This window comes from Denitratisoma oestradiolicum, from assembly GCF_902813185.1.
GTDB lineage: Bacteria > Pseudomonadota > Gammaproteobacteria > Burkholderiales > Rhodocyclaceae > Denitratisoma > Denitratisoma oestradiolicum.
Map to the genome: position 1 here is coordinate 877,826 of NZ_LR778301.1, position 13,943 is coordinate 891,768.

Here is a 13,943-nt window from a genome sequence, read left to right on the forward strand (position 1 = left end):
AGATGAGCACAGTACTGGCGTTCAAGCCGCCGGAGGAGGAGGTCTCCTCCATCGCCGTGCCGGTGGCAGAAGTCGAAGCCGTGGCCGAGCCAGTGAGCGAACTGGCGGAATTCCCTCAGCTCAGCGCCGGTCACCGTCTGCGGGAGGGGCTGGCCCGGGTGGCGGGCCGCATGTTGCCGCCCCTGATCGGCTTTGGTCTGTTGATCGGGCTTTGGGGCCTGGCGACGATGAAGGGAGGCGCCATTCCCAGTCCGGCCCAGGTCTGGGCGGCGGCGGTGCAGCTCTTCTCGGACCCCTTCTATCGCAACGGACCCAACGACCAGGGCATCGGCTGGAACGTGCTGTCCTCCCTGCAACGGGTCGGCATCGGCTTCGGCTTCGCGGCCCTGGTGGGCATTCCCCTGGGCTTCCTGCTGGGGCGCTTCGAGACCCTGAACCGCATGTTCGACCCAGTGATCTCCCTGTTGCGTCCGGTCTCGCCCCTGGCCTGGCTACCCATCGGCCTGCTGGTGTTCCAGAAGGCCGACCCGGCCGCCACCTGGACCATCTTCATCTGCTCCATCTGGCCCATGATCATCAACACCGCCGTGGGCGTGCAGCGGGTGCCCCAGGACTACCTGAACGTGGCCCGGGTGCTGAACCTGCCCGAGTCCAAGGTCATCACCAAGATTCTCTTCCCCGCCGTGCTGCCCTACATGTTGACCGGCATCCGCCTGTCCATCGGCACCGCCTGGCTGGTGATCGTGGCGGCGGAGATGCTCACCGGCGGCGTCGGCATCGGCTTCTGGGTCTGGGACGAGTGGAACAACCTCAAGGTGGAGCACATCGTCATCGCCATCTTCGTCATCGGCATCGTCGGGCTGATCCTGGAACAGGCGCTGTTGCTGCTGGCCAGCCGCTTCCAGTACGAATCCCGCTAACGCGCATGGTCGCCAGCACCACCCCCGAGGATGAAATGCGTAAAGTCAAATTGAACGCCCCCCACCCCCATCCCCGCCCCGGGGCGGGGCTACCCATCGGTTCGCTGCGCTCAACGGTCACACCCGGCTCCGTTGATGCTTTTTTACGTTAAAGGAGAGTGGATCATGAAACCCCTGGTGAAAATCGAGAGCGTGGCCCAGGTCTTCAACACCAAGCAGGGCCGCTTCACTGCCCTGCGCAACATCGACCTATCCATCCGCGAGCATGAGGTGGTGTCCCTGATCGGCCACTCGGGCTGCGGCAAGAGCACCCTGCTGAACCTGATCGCCGGACTCGCCCTGCCCAGCGAGGGCGCCCTGATCTGCGACGGCCGCGAGATCAGCGGGCCGGGGCCGGAGCGGGCGGTGGTGTTCCAGAACCATTCCCTGCTGCCCTGGCTCACCTGCTTCGAGAACGTCCATCTGGCGGTGGAGCGGGTCTTCGGCCGCAAGGAAGGCAAGGCCAGGCTCAAGGTCCGCACCGAGGAGGCTCTCAAGCTGGTGCATATGGGCCATGCCATGCACAAGTATCCCCATGAGGTATCCGGCGGCATGAAGCAGCGGGTGGGCATCGCCCGGGCCTTCGCCATGGAGCCCAAGATCCTGTTGATGGACGAGCCCTTCGGCGCCCTGGACGCCCTGACCCGGGCCAGCCTCCAGGACGAGCTGATCAAGGTGATGGCCCAGACCGGCGCCACCGTGGTGATGGTCACCCACGATGTGGACGAGGCGGTGTTGCTCTCCGACCGTATCGTGATGATGACCAACGGCCCGGCGGCCACCATCGGCGAGATCCTCGAAGTGGATCTGTCCTGGCCCCGGGATCGCCTGGCCCTGGTGGAGCAGCCCCGCTTCGCCGAGTACCGGGCGGCGGTGCTGGACTTCCTCTATCGCAAGCAGATGAGAAAGGCCGCCTGAGGCTGCCTGCTCCATGCTTGTGCCTCGCTGGGGTCTTCGCACTGCATTGGTGCCTGAATCCGCGCTGAAACGGGGCTTGGGAAAGCCTGGGGGGCGACTTGCAATGCCTTGTGGCACAAGGGTTGTGCGAATTCGTCGGTCTTTGGCATGGCGATTGCCTAGAGGTGAGCAAGTTGGGGCGCGCCCCGCTTGTTCACTTCTTGAAGGCAGGACACCATGGACCGCAAATCATTTCTCCAGGCAGGGCATTTGCCAACGCTGCTGACCGCATTTCTCTACTTCGACCTGGCCTTCATGGTCTGGGTCATCCTCGGCCCCCTGGGCATCCAGATCGCCGCCGACCTGCATCTGAGCTCGGCCCAGAAGGGCCTGATGGTGGCCACGCCGCTCCTGGCCGGCGCCGTGCTGCGGGTGGCGATGGGCCTGCTGGTGGATCACCTCAAGCCCAAGAAGGCCGGCGCCATCGGCCAGATCATCGTCATCGCGGCGATGGCCGTGGCCTGGCTGCATGGCATCCACTCCTTCGAGCAGGTGCTGATCCTGGGCATCTTCCTCGGAGTGGCGGGGGCGGCCTTCGCCGTGGCTCTGCCCCTGGCGTCCCGCTGGTATCCGCCGGAGCATCAAGGCAAGGCCATGGGCATCGCCGGCGCCGGCAACTCGGGCACGGCCCTGGCGGCCCTGTTCGCGCCGGTGCTGGCCGAAATCTTCGGCTGGACCAATGTCTTCGGCCTGCTGCTGATGCCCCTGAGCCTGGTTTTCGCGGTCTATCTGTTCTGCGCCAAGGATGCCCCCAACTGCCCGCCGCCCCAGCCCCTGTCGGACTACTTCAAGGTGCTGAAGGACAAGGACGCCTGGTGGTTCATGTTTTTCTACGCCGTCACCTTCGGCGGCTTCTCCGGGCTGGCCTCCTCCCTGGCCATCTACTTCAACGCCGAGTATGGCCTCGACCCCAAGACCGCCGGCTATTTCACCGCCGGCTGCGTCTTCGCCGGGTCCCTGGTGCGGCCCCTGGGGGGCGCCCTGGCCGACCGCATCGGCGGCGTGAAGAGCCTCTCCTTCATGTACCTTGCGGCGGCGGGCTTCCTGGTCATCGTCAGTTTCGGCATGCCCGATGTGTGGACCTGCTCGGCGGTCTTCGTTGGCGCCATGCTGGCCCTGGGCCTGGGCAACGGCGCGGTGTTCCAGTTGGTGCCCCAGCGCTTCCGGCGCGAGATCGGCGTCATCACCGGCCTGGTGGGCATGGCCGGCGGCGTCGGCGGCTTCTATCTGGCCTCCAGTCTTGGATATGCCAAGCAGATCACCGGCAACTATCAGATGGGCTTCCTGATCTTCGCCGCCCTGGCCTTGCTGGCCCTGGTTGGCCTCACCGGCGTCAAGCAGCGCTGGCGCACCACCTGGGGCGCCGTCCATCTGAGCGCGGCGCGGATCTGATGGACTATGCTGCGGGCGATAGGAATGTTCTTCCTGGGAACGCCCGATAACGTCAAATGCGGGGCAATCTCGTGAAACCTCACAAAGCACCCCCCGTGTCATTCCGGCGCAGGAACGTCACCCTGGAATGCCTGAATCCGGGGCCGGAATCTAGCGGGCCGCCAAACTGGACCCCGGCCTGCGCCGGGGTGACGGGTTCCATTATTCGGTGGGCGCCTGTCGCCATGATTTCCGCGGCGAAGGGTTTTTCACGGCTTCATCAATTTGCCAATTCCTGATGCCCTCAAGCCTTTCCATCGATGTCGGCTATTCCTCCCTGACAGGGCCCCGGCCCCGTAATGAGGACTTTGTCGGCTTCGTCACGCCGGAGGACGGCTCCCTGGAAACCAAGGGCATGCTGCTGGCCCTGGCCGATGGGGTGGGGGGCTCGGCCGCCGGGGGCGAGGCGGCGGAATACACGGTGCGGGGCCTGCTCGCCGACTACTACGCCACTCCCGACACCTGGGCCGTGCCCAAGGCCCTGGACACCGTGCTGCTGGCCATCAACCGCTGGCTGCTGAGCCATGCGGCGGCGCGGCGCGAGGCGGCGGGCATGGCCACCACCCTCTCGGCCCTGGTGCTGCGGGGCAGCCGCTGGTATTCCTGCCACGTGGGCGACAGCCGCATCTACCGGCTGCGCGGCGGCCAACTGGAATGCCTGACTCAGGACCATGTCTGGGACCACCCGGAACTGCGCCATGTGCTGACCCGTGCCGTGGGCCTGGACGCCCATCTGGTGATGGACTACGGCGAAGGCGAACTGGCGGTGGGGGATGTCTTCGCCCTGATGAGCGACGGCGTCTGGAACACCCTGGGCGTGGCCCGCATCGGCGAACTGCTGGGGCGCCACGTCCAGTCCCAGGACGCGGCCGCCGATCTTGCCGGCAGCGCCCTGCAACGGGGCGCCCAGGACAATTGCAGCGCCCTGGTGTTGCGGGTGCTCACTGTGCCCGATGCCAACCTGCGCGACCGTCTCACCGGCGCCCAGCAGTGGCCCCTGCCGCCGCGCCTGAAGCCGGGCCAGACTCTGGATGGCCTGACGGTGGAGGAACTGCTCCATGAGTCCCGGGTGACCCTGCTCTATCGGGTGCGCCGCGAGGTCAGCGGCGAGTCCCTGGTGCTGAAGACCCTGTTGCCCGAGGCCGCCGACGCGGAAGCGCGCAATGCCCTGATCCATGAGGAATGGCTGGCGCGGCGGGCGACTTCCCGCTATTTCCCCCAGGTGGCGGACCATCCGCCCCGGGCGCACCTGTATTACCTGATGAGCTGGCACGAAGGCGAGACCCTGCGGACGATGCTGGAGCGGGGCCATCGCTTTTCCCTGGTGGAGGCCACCGAGATCGGCATCCATCTGCTTCAGGGCCTGGCGGCCCTGCACCGGCTGGGTATCGTCCATCGGGACATCAAGCCCGACAACATCCACCTGGGTCGTGACGGGCGACTGCGCATCCTGGACCTGGGGGTGGCGGCCTCCGACGGCGTGGACCTTCAGGAAATCAACAATCCCGGCACCCCCAGTTACATGGCGCCGGAACTGTTCCAGGGCCAGGGCGCCACCGTGGCCAGCGATCTCTACGCTGCCGGTGCCACCCTCTATCAACTGCTGACCCGCAAGTATCCCTATGGCGAGGTCGAACCCTTCCAGACCCCGCGTTTCGGCGATCCCGCCACGCCCCTGCGCTACCGCGCCGACATTCCCGCTTGGCTCGAATCGGTGCTGCTGAAGGCCGTGGCTCGGGACCTGCCCGACCGCTTCGAGACCGCCGAGGAATTTCTCCTGGCCCTGGAGCAGGGCGCCCACAAGCCCCTGCGCATGCACCGCAGGATGCCCCTGGTGCAGCGGGATCCCCACTTTCCCCTGAAGCTGCTGGCGGCCCTTTCCCTGGTGCTGAACTTCTTCCTGCTCTGGCTGCTGTTCCTGCGTTAATGTGAAAAAACATAACGGCGCCGCGTGTGACCGTCGAGCGCAGCGAACCGCTGAATAGCCTTGCCCTGGAGAACCGCCATGAATGCCATGAAAACCCTGCGTGTTACCGTCCTGGGGAGTCTGCTGCTGTCCTCCCTGGCCCTGGCCCAGCCCGCCCGGATGATGATGCCACCGGCCCTGCCGGCCATCGAGACCCACCTGCAACAGCAGCGCGCCGCGGAGCAACGCGAGGCCATGGACAAGCCCGGTGCCGCAGTCGCGCCATCGGGCCAGGTCGAGCAGGCCAAAAGCCCGGCGCCGGCAAGGAAGACGCCTCCGAAAAAGAAACGCAAACCCGCTCCCAGCCAGCCCTGACTTTCCTCTTTTCGGCGTTTCCCGAATTGGGGCGCGGCCATGGTGCATGCCGCGCCATTCTGGTGCGCAGCTCCCTTCCGGCAGGCGGTTCCGTGCTTCCAAAAAACCTTTAAATCCGCTGTCTGAGAGCCTTCTGCCCGAGTGGCACAGCGATTGCTGTATCCGGGCACGGCGCCATCCTCCTTGCCTGGGGCAGGGGGAATAGAGAGCCCGGAACCTGGCAGCAGAGAGGAAGCATCATGAAAAAAATGAAACTGGTCCTGGTGGGCAACGGCATGGCCGGCGTGCGCACCCTGGAGGAACTGATCAAGCTGGCGCCGGACATGTACGACGTCACGGTATTCGGCGCCGAGCCCCATCCCAACTACAACCGCATCCTGCTCTCGCCGGTGCTGGCCGGCGAGATGACCTTGCAGGACATCGTGCTCAACGACTGGGACTGGTATCGGGACAACGGCATCCAGTTGCACACCGGCAAGAAGGTGGTGAAGATCGACCGCATCGGCCGCAAGGTGGTCGCCGACGATGGCACCGAGGCTCCCTACGACCGCCTGCTGCTGGCCACCGGCTCCATGCCCTTCATCCTGCCGGTGCCGGGCCACGATCTGCCGGGGGTGATCGCCTACCGGGACATCGCCGATACCGAGGCCATGGTCGATGCCGCCGCCCATCACAAGCACGCGGTGGTCATCGGCGGCGGCCTCCTCGGCCTGGAGGCCGCCAACGGCCTCAAGCTGCGCGGCATGGACGTGACGGTCGTCCATGTCATGCCCTGGATCATGGAGCGCCAGCTCGACAAGACCGCGGCCGATCTGCTGATGAAGTCGCTGGAAGCCAAGGGCCTCAAATTCATGCTCGAAGCGCAGACGGACGAACTCGTCGCCGGAGAGTCGGGCCGCGTCTGTGCGATCAAATTCAAGAACCGCGAAAGCGTGCCGGCCGACCTGGTAGTCATGGCGGTCGGCATTCGTCCCAATGCCGAGCTGGCCCAGAAGTCCGGCATCCATTGCGAGCGCGGCGTGGTGGTGAACGACACCTTGCAGACCTACGATCCGCGCATCTACGCGGTGGGCGAGTGCGCCAACCATCGCGGCACCGCCTACGGCCTGGTGGCGCCCCTGTTCGAGCAGGCCAAGGTCTGCGCCAACCACCTGGCCATGTACGGCATCGGCCGCTACCAGGGCTCGGTGACCTCCACCAAGCTCAAGGTCACCGGCATCGACGTCTTCTCCGCCGGCGACTTCTCCGGCGGCGAGGGGGTGGACGAGATCGTGCTGCGGGACCCGGCCGGCGGCGTGTACAAGAAGCTCTGCGTCAAGGACGACACCCTGGTCGGCGCGGTGATGTACGGCGACACCGCCGACGGCGCCTGGTACTTCCAGTTGCTGCGGGAGCGCAAGAACATCGCCGGCATCCGCGAGCAACTGATGTTCGGCCAGAGCCATATCGGCGACGGCGGCCATGCCGGCCAGAACAAGGCCGCCGCCATGGCCGACAGCGCCGAGGTCTGCGGCTGCAACGGCGTGTGCAAGGGCACCATCGTCAAGGCCATCAAGGAGCAGGGCCTGTTCACCGTGGAGGATGTGCGCAAACACACCAAGGCATCTTCCTCCTGCGGCTCCTGCACCGGCTTGGTGGAACAGATCCTGGCCTCCACCGTGGGCGGCGCTTACCAGCCCTCGGCGGGCAAGGACAAGCCGGTCTGTGCCTGCACCGAGCATTCCCACGGCGAGGTGCGCCGGGCCATCCGCGAGCAGAAGCTGCTCACCATTCCCCAGGTCATGCACTTCCTGGAATGGAAGAGCGCCGACGGCTGCGCCTCCTGCCGCCCGGCCCTGAACTACTACCTGATCTCCACCTGGCCCGGCGAGGCCCTGGACGATCCCCAGTCCCGCTTCATCAACGAGCGCGCCCACGCCAACATCCAGAAGGACGGCACCTATTCCGTGGTGCCCCGGATGTGGGGCGGGCTCACCACCCCCGACGAGTTGCGGGCCATCGCCGACGTGGCCGAGAAATACCGGGTGCCCACCGTCAAGGTCACCGGCGGCCAGCGTATCGACCTGCTGGGCATCAAAAAGGAAGACCTGCCCAATGTCTGGGCCGACCTGGCCAAGGCCGGCATGGGCTCGGGCCACGCCTACGGCAAGAGCCTGCGCACCGTGAAGACCTGCGTCGGTTCCGAGCACTGCCGCTTCGGCACCCAGCGCTCCATGGACATGGGGGTGAAGCTGGAGAAGGTGCTGTTCGGCATGTGGTCGCCCCACAAGGTGAAGCTGGCGGTCTCCGGCTGCCCCCGCAACTGCGCCGAGTCCGGCATCAAGGACGTGGGCGTGATCGGCGTGGATTCCGGTTACGAGCTGCACATCGGCGGCAACGGCGGCATCAAGACCGAGGTGGCCCAGTTCCTTTGCAAGGTGAAGGACGACGCCGAGGTGCTGGAATACACCTGCGCCTTCCTCCAGCTCTACCGGGAGGAGGGCTACTACCTGGAGCGCACCTGCCATTATCTGCAACGGGTCGGCATGGAGCATGTGAAGGCCGCCGTGTTGGAAGACGCCCCGCGCCGCCGCCTGCTCCACCAGCGCCTGCTCGACGCCCTGCGGGACTACGAGGACCCCTGGGCCGAGGCCGTGGCCAAGCCGCCGGTGCACCGCGAATACGAAATGCTGGAGGTCTGAATCATGGAAGCCCTTGAGAACGCAGTATCCGATCTGAACGTGACCCCGGTGTGGAAGCGCCTGTGCCTGATGGAGGAGATTCCCCGCCTGGGCAGCCGGGTGGTGAAGTCATCGGCGGGAGACCTGGCGGTGTTCCGCACCGCCGACGACGAAGTCTTCGCCGTCCATGACAAGTGCCCCCACAAGGGCGGTCCCCTGTCCCAGGGCATCGTCCATGGCCGCAGCGTCACCTGTCCCCTCCACTCCTGGAAGATCGACCTGACCACCGGCCAGGCCCAGGCCCCCGACGTGGGCTGCACCAAGCCCTTCCGCGTCAAGGTGGAAGACGGCCTGGTGTGGCTGGCCCTGGGATAAACCGAAAAAGACTGCATTCACTGATGGGCACCCCTCTCCCTTGTGGGGGAGGGGGTAGCGATCGATTTCGGAAGCAGCATCGTGCAGGCACCTCTTTCCCCTTGTGGCGACCAAAGGAAGTCCCTGTGGGAGTGAGGGGCCGGGGGAGAGGGGGCTCGATGCCTCAGTAAACCCGAAAGACCGACCAACACCCCCACCAAACAGACGACGGCCGGCACCCCAGGTGCCCCGGCTTGCCATGGGCATTGTCCCCGCCGGAGATGCGCGCTATTCTGCCGCCATATTCAGGCGAGCCGAGATGCTTCCCCATTCCTCCAAACCACCGCGGACCGCTATTCCCTCATCCGGCAGAGGCGGCAGTATCGTCACCAAGAAACTTGCGCCGGGCGCAGCCGGCATCAAGCGTGTCGAGAAGGAATCGTGGTCTGTCCCCTTTTCTTGCCTTGGTCCGTTGGGAGCAAGCCTTTGCCGATGCCTCGGTGGCCAGCGCCGTGCGTCCCATCGTCGTGCCTGCCAACGAACAGAACCTTGACCGCCTGAGCGCTGAAGTTCGTGCAGACAATCACTGAGGATGGCGCTTCCCGACTCGTTTTCCGGGTTCGTTCGCCCTTGCAGAATGCGGTCGGGGGACTGGGCGTGGTTTTCCTTGTCTGGCTTGCCGTGCACTGGGCGACCGGCCACCCGAACAGCGATAGATTCGTCGGGCTCATCGGCGCAAGCGTGACCTGCATGCTCTTTGCGCTCCTTTCGGAAACGAGTGATTTTGTGTTCGATGCCGGTACCCGTCGGCTCGCCTGGTCCCGGCGCGTCGGCCTGCGACATCGCTCGGGCATGGTGCCTTTCGAAGAAATCGAGCAGGTGGTGGTGAGGACGGTTCTCGGCGGCGATGCCGTGGCTCCGAGCCAGCGCCTTGTTCTGCTGACGCGCGCTGGCGAGCTTCCCTTGACCGCAAGCTACACACCCGGCGACGAGCACGAGGCAAATGCCGAGCGGCTGCGGGCCTTCCTGGGGCGAAGCCAGGGCGACGCGTTTTCGGCTTCGGTCGAAAATCTGGTCTCCGCCGGCCGCGACATGGATGCAATCCGCGAATTGAGGCTTGCACGGGGGATATCGCTGAGCGAAGCCCATGACGAGGTGGCGCGGATTCGCGCTAACGCGCATGATCGCCAGCCTCCCCCCCGCCCTCTGCCGGTTCGTCAAAAAGTGAAACACGGGCCTGGGCAAGGATAGAATTCGCCGTCAGACATGGGCGGGATGGGCGGTGGCTTGCCTGCGGCTTGCATCAAAGCGGCCGACAAGCCCGAATCCGCTAGATTCCTGGTCTGTTTGCAACGGAAAAATCATTGGAAATCAATTGCCCGGGTGGTGAAATTGGTAAACACAGCGGACTTAAAATCCGCCGCCGCAAGGCCTGACGGTTCGAGTCCGTTCCCGGGCACCACAGTGACTAATGACTGAAAGGCCGGCATTTGCGCCGGTCCCAAGGCAGGGCGAGAGGCTTGGCTTGCTATAATTGCCGCTTTTTCCGGCATCCGTGATGCGCGTATTTTTTGGCCCTTCCGAGCAGCAGACCACCCCCACGGTGCTCACCATCGGCAACTTCGATGGCATCCACCGGGGGCATGCGGCCATGCTGGAGCGGCTCACGGCCAAGGCCCGGGAACTCGGCCTGTCCTCGACGGTGCTGACCTTCGAGCCCCATCCCCGCGAACTGTTTACGCCTGACCAGGCACCGGCCCGGCTCACCAGCCTGCGGGAGAAACTGGTGTTGATGGAAGGCTATGGCGTCGATAACGTCTTTCTTTGCCACTTCGACCGGCGCCTGGCGTCCCTGGGCGCGGAGGACTTCATCCGTCAGATCGTGGTGGAGGGATTGAAGGCACGGCACGTGATCATCGGCGACGATTTCCGCTTCGGCAAGGGCCGCGCCGGCAACTTCGAGATGCTGGAAACAGCGGGGCGGCAGTGGGGCTTCAGCGTGGAAGCCATGGGCACGGTGGATCACGATGGCCTGCGGGTTTCCAGCTCGGCGGTGCGTGACGCCCTGGCGGCCGGGCAACTGGAACTGGCGGCCTACCTGCTGGGACGGCCCTACGGCATCGCCGGCCGGGTCTACCACGGTGACAAGATCGGCCGCACCCTGGGTTTCCCCACGGCCAACGTGCAATTGAAGCGCAAGCGTGTGCCCCTGACCGGGGTCTATGCAGCCATGGTGGCGGGTCTGGACAAACGCCACCTGCCGGGAGCCGCCAGCATCGGTGTGCGCCCGACCCTGCGGGATGGACTGAAGCCGACCCTGGAAGTGCATTTGCTGGACTTTGACCGGGAAATTTACGGCGCCCATGTGACGGTGTACTTCATGCACAAACTGAGGGAAGAGGAGAAATACCCCTCCCTCGAAGCCCTGACGGCCCAGATCGCCCTCGATGTGGAAGCAACCAAGAAATATTTTGCAGGCAACTCAAATGGCTGATTACCGCAAGACTCTCAACATGCCCGACACGCCCTTTCCCATGCGGGGCGACCTCGCCAAGCGGGAACCGGCCTGGGTGGCGCAATGGCAGCAGAAGCAGCTCTATCGCCGGATTCGCGAGACGAGCCAGGGGCGGCCCCGCTTTCTGCTCCATGACGGCCCGCCCTACGCCAATGGCGACATCCACATTGGCCATGCGGTGAACAAGATCCTCAAGGACATCATCATCCGCGCCAAGACCCTGGCCGGCTTCGATGCGCCCTATGTGCCGGGCTGGGATTGCCATGGCCTGCCCATCGAGCACCAGATCGAGAAGCAGCACGGGCGCAACCTGCCGGGGGACAAGGTGCGCAGCCTGTGCCGGGATTACGCCCGGGAGCAGGTGGAGCGGCAGAAGAAGGATTTCATCCGCCTGGGCGTGCTGGGGGAGTGGGACAACCCCTACCTGACCATGAACTTCCAGGCCGAGGCGGACGAGATCCGCGCCCTGGGCAAGATCCTGGAGCAGGGCTATCTCTACCAGGGCCTGAAGCCGGTGAACTGGTGTCTGGACTGCGGTTCCGCCCTGGCCGAGGCCGAGGTGGAATATGAAGACAAGACGTCCCCGGCCATCGACGTGGCCTTCGAGGTGCACCCGAACCACGCCGACAAGCTGGCCCAGGCCTTCGGCCTCAAGCATTCCCCCGGCTCGGCCTTTGCGGTGATCTGGACCACCACGCCCTGGACCCTGCCGGCCAACGAGGCGGTCAGCGTTCATCCCGACATGAGCTACGACCTGGTGGAGACCGATCGTGGCTGCCTGATCCTGGTCCATGAACTGGCCGAGTCCTGTCTGGCCCGTTACGAACTGGCAGGCAAGACGATCGGCTCCGCTCCCGGCTCGGCCCTGGAGCACCTGCTGCTCAAGCACCCGTTCCAGGAGCGGGATGTCACGGTGATTCTCGGCAACCATGTCACCACCGAGGCCGGTACCGGCCTGGTGCACACCGCCCCGGCCCATGGCGTGGACGACTACAACGTGGGCCGCCGCTACGGCTTGCCGGTGAACAATCCGGTCGGCGACGACGGCAAGTTTCTCGCCAACACGCCGGCCCTGTCCGGCGAGGTCCTGGCGGGCAAGAGCGTGTGGGAGGCCAATCCCCTGGTACTGGTGGAACTGGAGGCCCAGGGCCGGCTGCTCCGGCAGGAGAAGATCCGCCATAGCTATCCCCACTGCTGGCGCCACAAGACGCCGATCATCTTCCGCGCCACCACCCAGTGGTTCATCGGCATGGACCAGCGCCGAGACGAGACTGCGCCCACACTGCGTCTGGCCGCCGAAAAGGCCGTGGACGAGACCCGCTTTTTCCCCACTTGGGGTCGAGCCCGGCTCGAAGGCATGATGAAGACCCGGCCCGACTGGTGCGTCTCGCGCCAGCGCAACTGGGGCGTGCCGATTCCCTTCTTCCTGCACAAGGAGACCGGCCAGCTCCATCCCCGCACCGCCGAGTTGGTGGAAACCGTGGCCCAACGTGTCGAACAATCCGGCATCGAGGCCTGGTTCGCCCTGGAGCCGAAGGAACTGCTGGGCGAGGAAGCGGACCAGTACCGCAAGATGCGGGACACCCTGGATGTCTGGTTCGATTCCGGCGTCACCCACTGGAGTGTGCTGCGGGGCTCCCACCGGGAACAGAGCGCCTTCCCCGCCGACCTCTACCTGGAAGGCTCGGATCAGCACCGGGGCTGGTTCCAGAGTTCGTTGCTGACCGGCTGCGCCATCGACGGCCGGGCGCCCTACCAGGCCCTGCTGACCCACGGTTTCGTGGTGGATGGCAAGGGCATGAAGATGTCCAAGTCCAAGGGCAATGTGATCGCGCCCCAGGAGGTCTCCGACAAGCTGGGGGCCGAAATCCTCCGCCTCTGGGTGGCCTCCACCGACTACTCGGGGGAGCTGTCCATTTCCAAGGAGATCCTCGACCGGGTGGTGGAAACCTATCGCCGCCTGCGCAACACCCTGCGCTTCCTACTGGCCAATACCGCCGACTTCGACGCCGCCACCCAGATGCTGCCCCCGGAACAGTGGCTGGAAATCGACCGTTACGCCCTGGCCCTGACGCGTCAGTTGCAGGCCCAGGTGACGGCGGACTACGAGAGCTACGAGTTCCTCAAGATCGTCCAGGCCCTGCAAGGCTTCTGCGCCGAGGACCTGGGGGCCTTCTACCTGGACATCCTGAAGGACCGCCTGTACACCACGGCGGTTGATTCCCCCCAACGCCGGGCCGCCCAGAGCGCCCTGTGGCACATCCTGCAAACCGTGACCCGGCTGATGGCCCCCATCCTGGCCTTTACCGCCGAGGAAATCTGGCAGGTGCTGGGCCAGGGGGCGGAGGACAGCGTGATGCTGCACACCTGGTATGCGCTGCCGGCCGGGGAAGGGGAGGCCGAACTGCTGGCGCGCTGGGAACAGATACGGGAAGTGAAGGCCGAGGCCAGCAAGGTGCTGGAGGATCTGCGCACCGCAGGTGGCATTGGTTCCTCGCTCCAGGCCGAGGTGGAAGTCCGCGCCAGTGGCGCCCGGCATGAGTTGCTGGCCTCCCTGGCGGACGACCTGCGTTTCATCCTGATCTGCTCCAAAACGACCTTGGTGCCTGTGGTCGATGCCGCCGCCGAGGCGGTGATCGCCACCCCCAGCGCTCACGCCAAGTGCGGCCGCTGCTGGCACTGGCGCCAGGACGTGGGCAGCCATGGCGAACATCCTGAGCTTTGCGGTCGCTGTGTCGACAACCTGTTCGGTGCCGGCGAGGCGCGCCAGCGTGCTTAAGAAAATG

The 13,943-nt window shown here is 65.4% G+C and carries 11 protein-coding genes and 1 tRNA gene; all 12 read left to right on the top strand.

The genetic code is table 11. The features are described 5' to 3' along the window. Nucleotides 1-2 precede the first annotated feature (2 nt). The 12 genes from ntrB to ileS all read left to right on the top strand — a co-directional run bounded on the left by ntrB (nucleotide 3) and on the right by ileS (nucleotide 13,936). Nucleotides 3-920 (top strand): nitrate ABC transporter permease, encoded by a 918-nt coding sequence (gene ntrB, locus DENOEST_RS04105; protein WP_145771607.1) that lies wholly within the window; start codon nucleotides 3-5, stop codon nucleotides 918-920. 165 nt (nucleotides 921-1,085) lie between these two features. After that, on the top strand, nucleotides 1,086-1,877 hold the full coding sequence (locus tag DENOEST_RS04110; protein WP_183148200.1) for an ABC transporter ATP-binding protein: 792 nt from the start codon (nucleotides 1,086-1,088) through the stop codon (nucleotides 1,875-1,877). Nucleotides 1,878-2,093: 216 nt separating this feature from the next. After that, nucleotides 2,094-3,308, top strand: coding sequence for a nitrate/nitrite transporter (locus DENOEST_RS04115; protein WP_145771606.1), 1,215 nt, complete (start codon nucleotides 2,094-2,096; stop codon nucleotides 3,306-3,308). Between the two features lie 277 nt (nucleotides 3,309-3,585). Continuing rightward, entirely contained in the window at nucleotides 3,586-5,274 is a 1,689-nt protein-coding gene (locus tag DENOEST_RS04120; RefSeq protein WP_145771605.1) for a bifunctional protein-serine/threonine kinase/phosphatase, read from the top strand. A gap of 78 nt (nucleotides 5,275-5,352) precedes the next feature. Next, a complete protein-coding gene (locus tag DENOEST_RS04125; protein WP_145771604.1) occupies nucleotides 5,353-5,628 on the top strand; it encodes a hypothetical protein in 276 nt (91 codons plus the stop codon). Between the two features lie 239 nt (nucleotides 5,629-5,867). After that, on the top strand, nucleotides 5,868-8,309 hold the full coding sequence (nirB, locus tag DENOEST_RS04130; protein WP_145771603.1) for a nitrite reductase large subunit NirB: 2,442 nt from the start codon (nucleotides 5,868-5,870) through the stop codon (nucleotides 8,307-8,309). A 3-nt stretch (nucleotides 8,310-8,312) separates the two neighbouring features. After that, the gene (gene nirD / locus DENOEST_RS04135) at nucleotides 8,313-8,663 is read left to right on the top strand and encodes a nitrite reductase small subunit NirD (protein WP_145771602.1); all 351 of its coding nucleotides are present in this window, start codon (nucleotides 8,313-8,315) and stop codon (nucleotides 8,661-8,663) included. 404 nt (nucleotides 8,664-9,067) lie between these two features. After that, nucleotides 9,068-9,232: an SRPBCC family protein gene (locus DENOEST_RS04140; RefSeq protein WP_197970757.1), complete on the top strand. Its 165-nt coding sequence runs from the start codon at nucleotides 9,068-9,070 to the stop codon at nucleotides 9,230-9,232. Nucleotides 9,233-9,299: 67 nt separating this feature from the next. After that, the gene (locus DENOEST_RS04145; RefSeq protein ID WP_145771601.1) at nucleotides 9,300-9,893 is read left to right on the top strand and encodes a hypothetical protein; all 594 of its coding nucleotides are present in this window, start codon (nucleotides 9,300-9,302) and stop codon (nucleotides 9,891-9,893) included. Between the two features lie 126 nt (nucleotides 9,894-10,019). After that, nucleotides 10,020-10,104: transfer RNA gene (locus DENOEST_RS04150), tRNA-Leu, on the top strand. A gap of 96 nt (nucleotides 10,105-10,200) precedes the next feature. Then, nucleotides 10,201-11,136: a bifunctional riboflavin kinase/FAD synthetase gene (locus DENOEST_RS04155; protein ID WP_145771600.1), complete on the top strand. Its 936-nt coding sequence runs from the start codon at nucleotides 10,201-10,203 to the stop codon at nucleotides 11,134-11,136. After that, a complete protein-coding gene (gene ileS / locus DENOEST_RS04160; RefSeq protein WP_145771599.1) occupies nucleotides 11,129-13,936 on the top strand; it encodes an isoleucine--tRNA ligase in 2,808 nt (935 codons plus the stop codon). Before DENOEST_RS04155 ends, ileS begins: the two co-directional genes overlap by 8 nt. Nucleotides 13,937-13,943: the final 7 nt, after the last annotated feature.

Bases quoted from the DNA above. Each gene is read 5' to 3' on its own strand.
- ntrB (WP_145771607.1), top strand. From the start codon at position 3: ATGAGCACAGTACTGGCGTTCAAGCCGCCGGAGGAGGAGGTCTCCTCC.
- DENOEST_RS04110 (WP_183148200.1), top strand. From the start codon at position 1,086: ATGAAACCCCTGGTGAAAATCGAGAGCGTGGCCCAGGTCTTCAACACC.
- DENOEST_RS04115 (WP_145771606.1), top strand. From the start codon at position 2,094: ATGGACCGCAAATCATTTCTCCAGGCAGGGCATTTGCCAACGCTGCTG.
- DENOEST_RS04120 (WP_145771605.1), top strand. From the start codon at position 3,586: ATGCCCTCAAGCCTTTCCATCGATGTCGGCTATTCCTCCCTGACAGGG.
- DENOEST_RS04125 (WP_145771604.1), top strand. From the start codon at position 5,353: ATGAATGCCATGAAAACCCTGCGTGTTACCGTCCTGGGGAGTCTGCTG.
- nirB (WP_145771603.1), top strand. From the start codon at position 5,868: ATGAAAAAAATGAAACTGGTCCTGGTGGGCAACGGCATGGCCGGCGTG.
- nirD (WP_145771602.1), top strand. From the start codon at position 8,313: ATGGAAGCCCTTGAGAACGCAGTATCCGATCTGAACGTGACCCCGGTG.
- DENOEST_RS04155 (WP_145771600.1), top strand. From the start codon at position 10,201: ATGCGCGTATTTTTTGGCCCTTCCGAGCAGCAGACCACCCCCACGGTG.
- ileS (WP_145771599.1), top strand. From the start codon at position 11,129: ATGGCTGATTACCGCAAGACTCTCAACATGCCCGACACGCCCTTTCCC.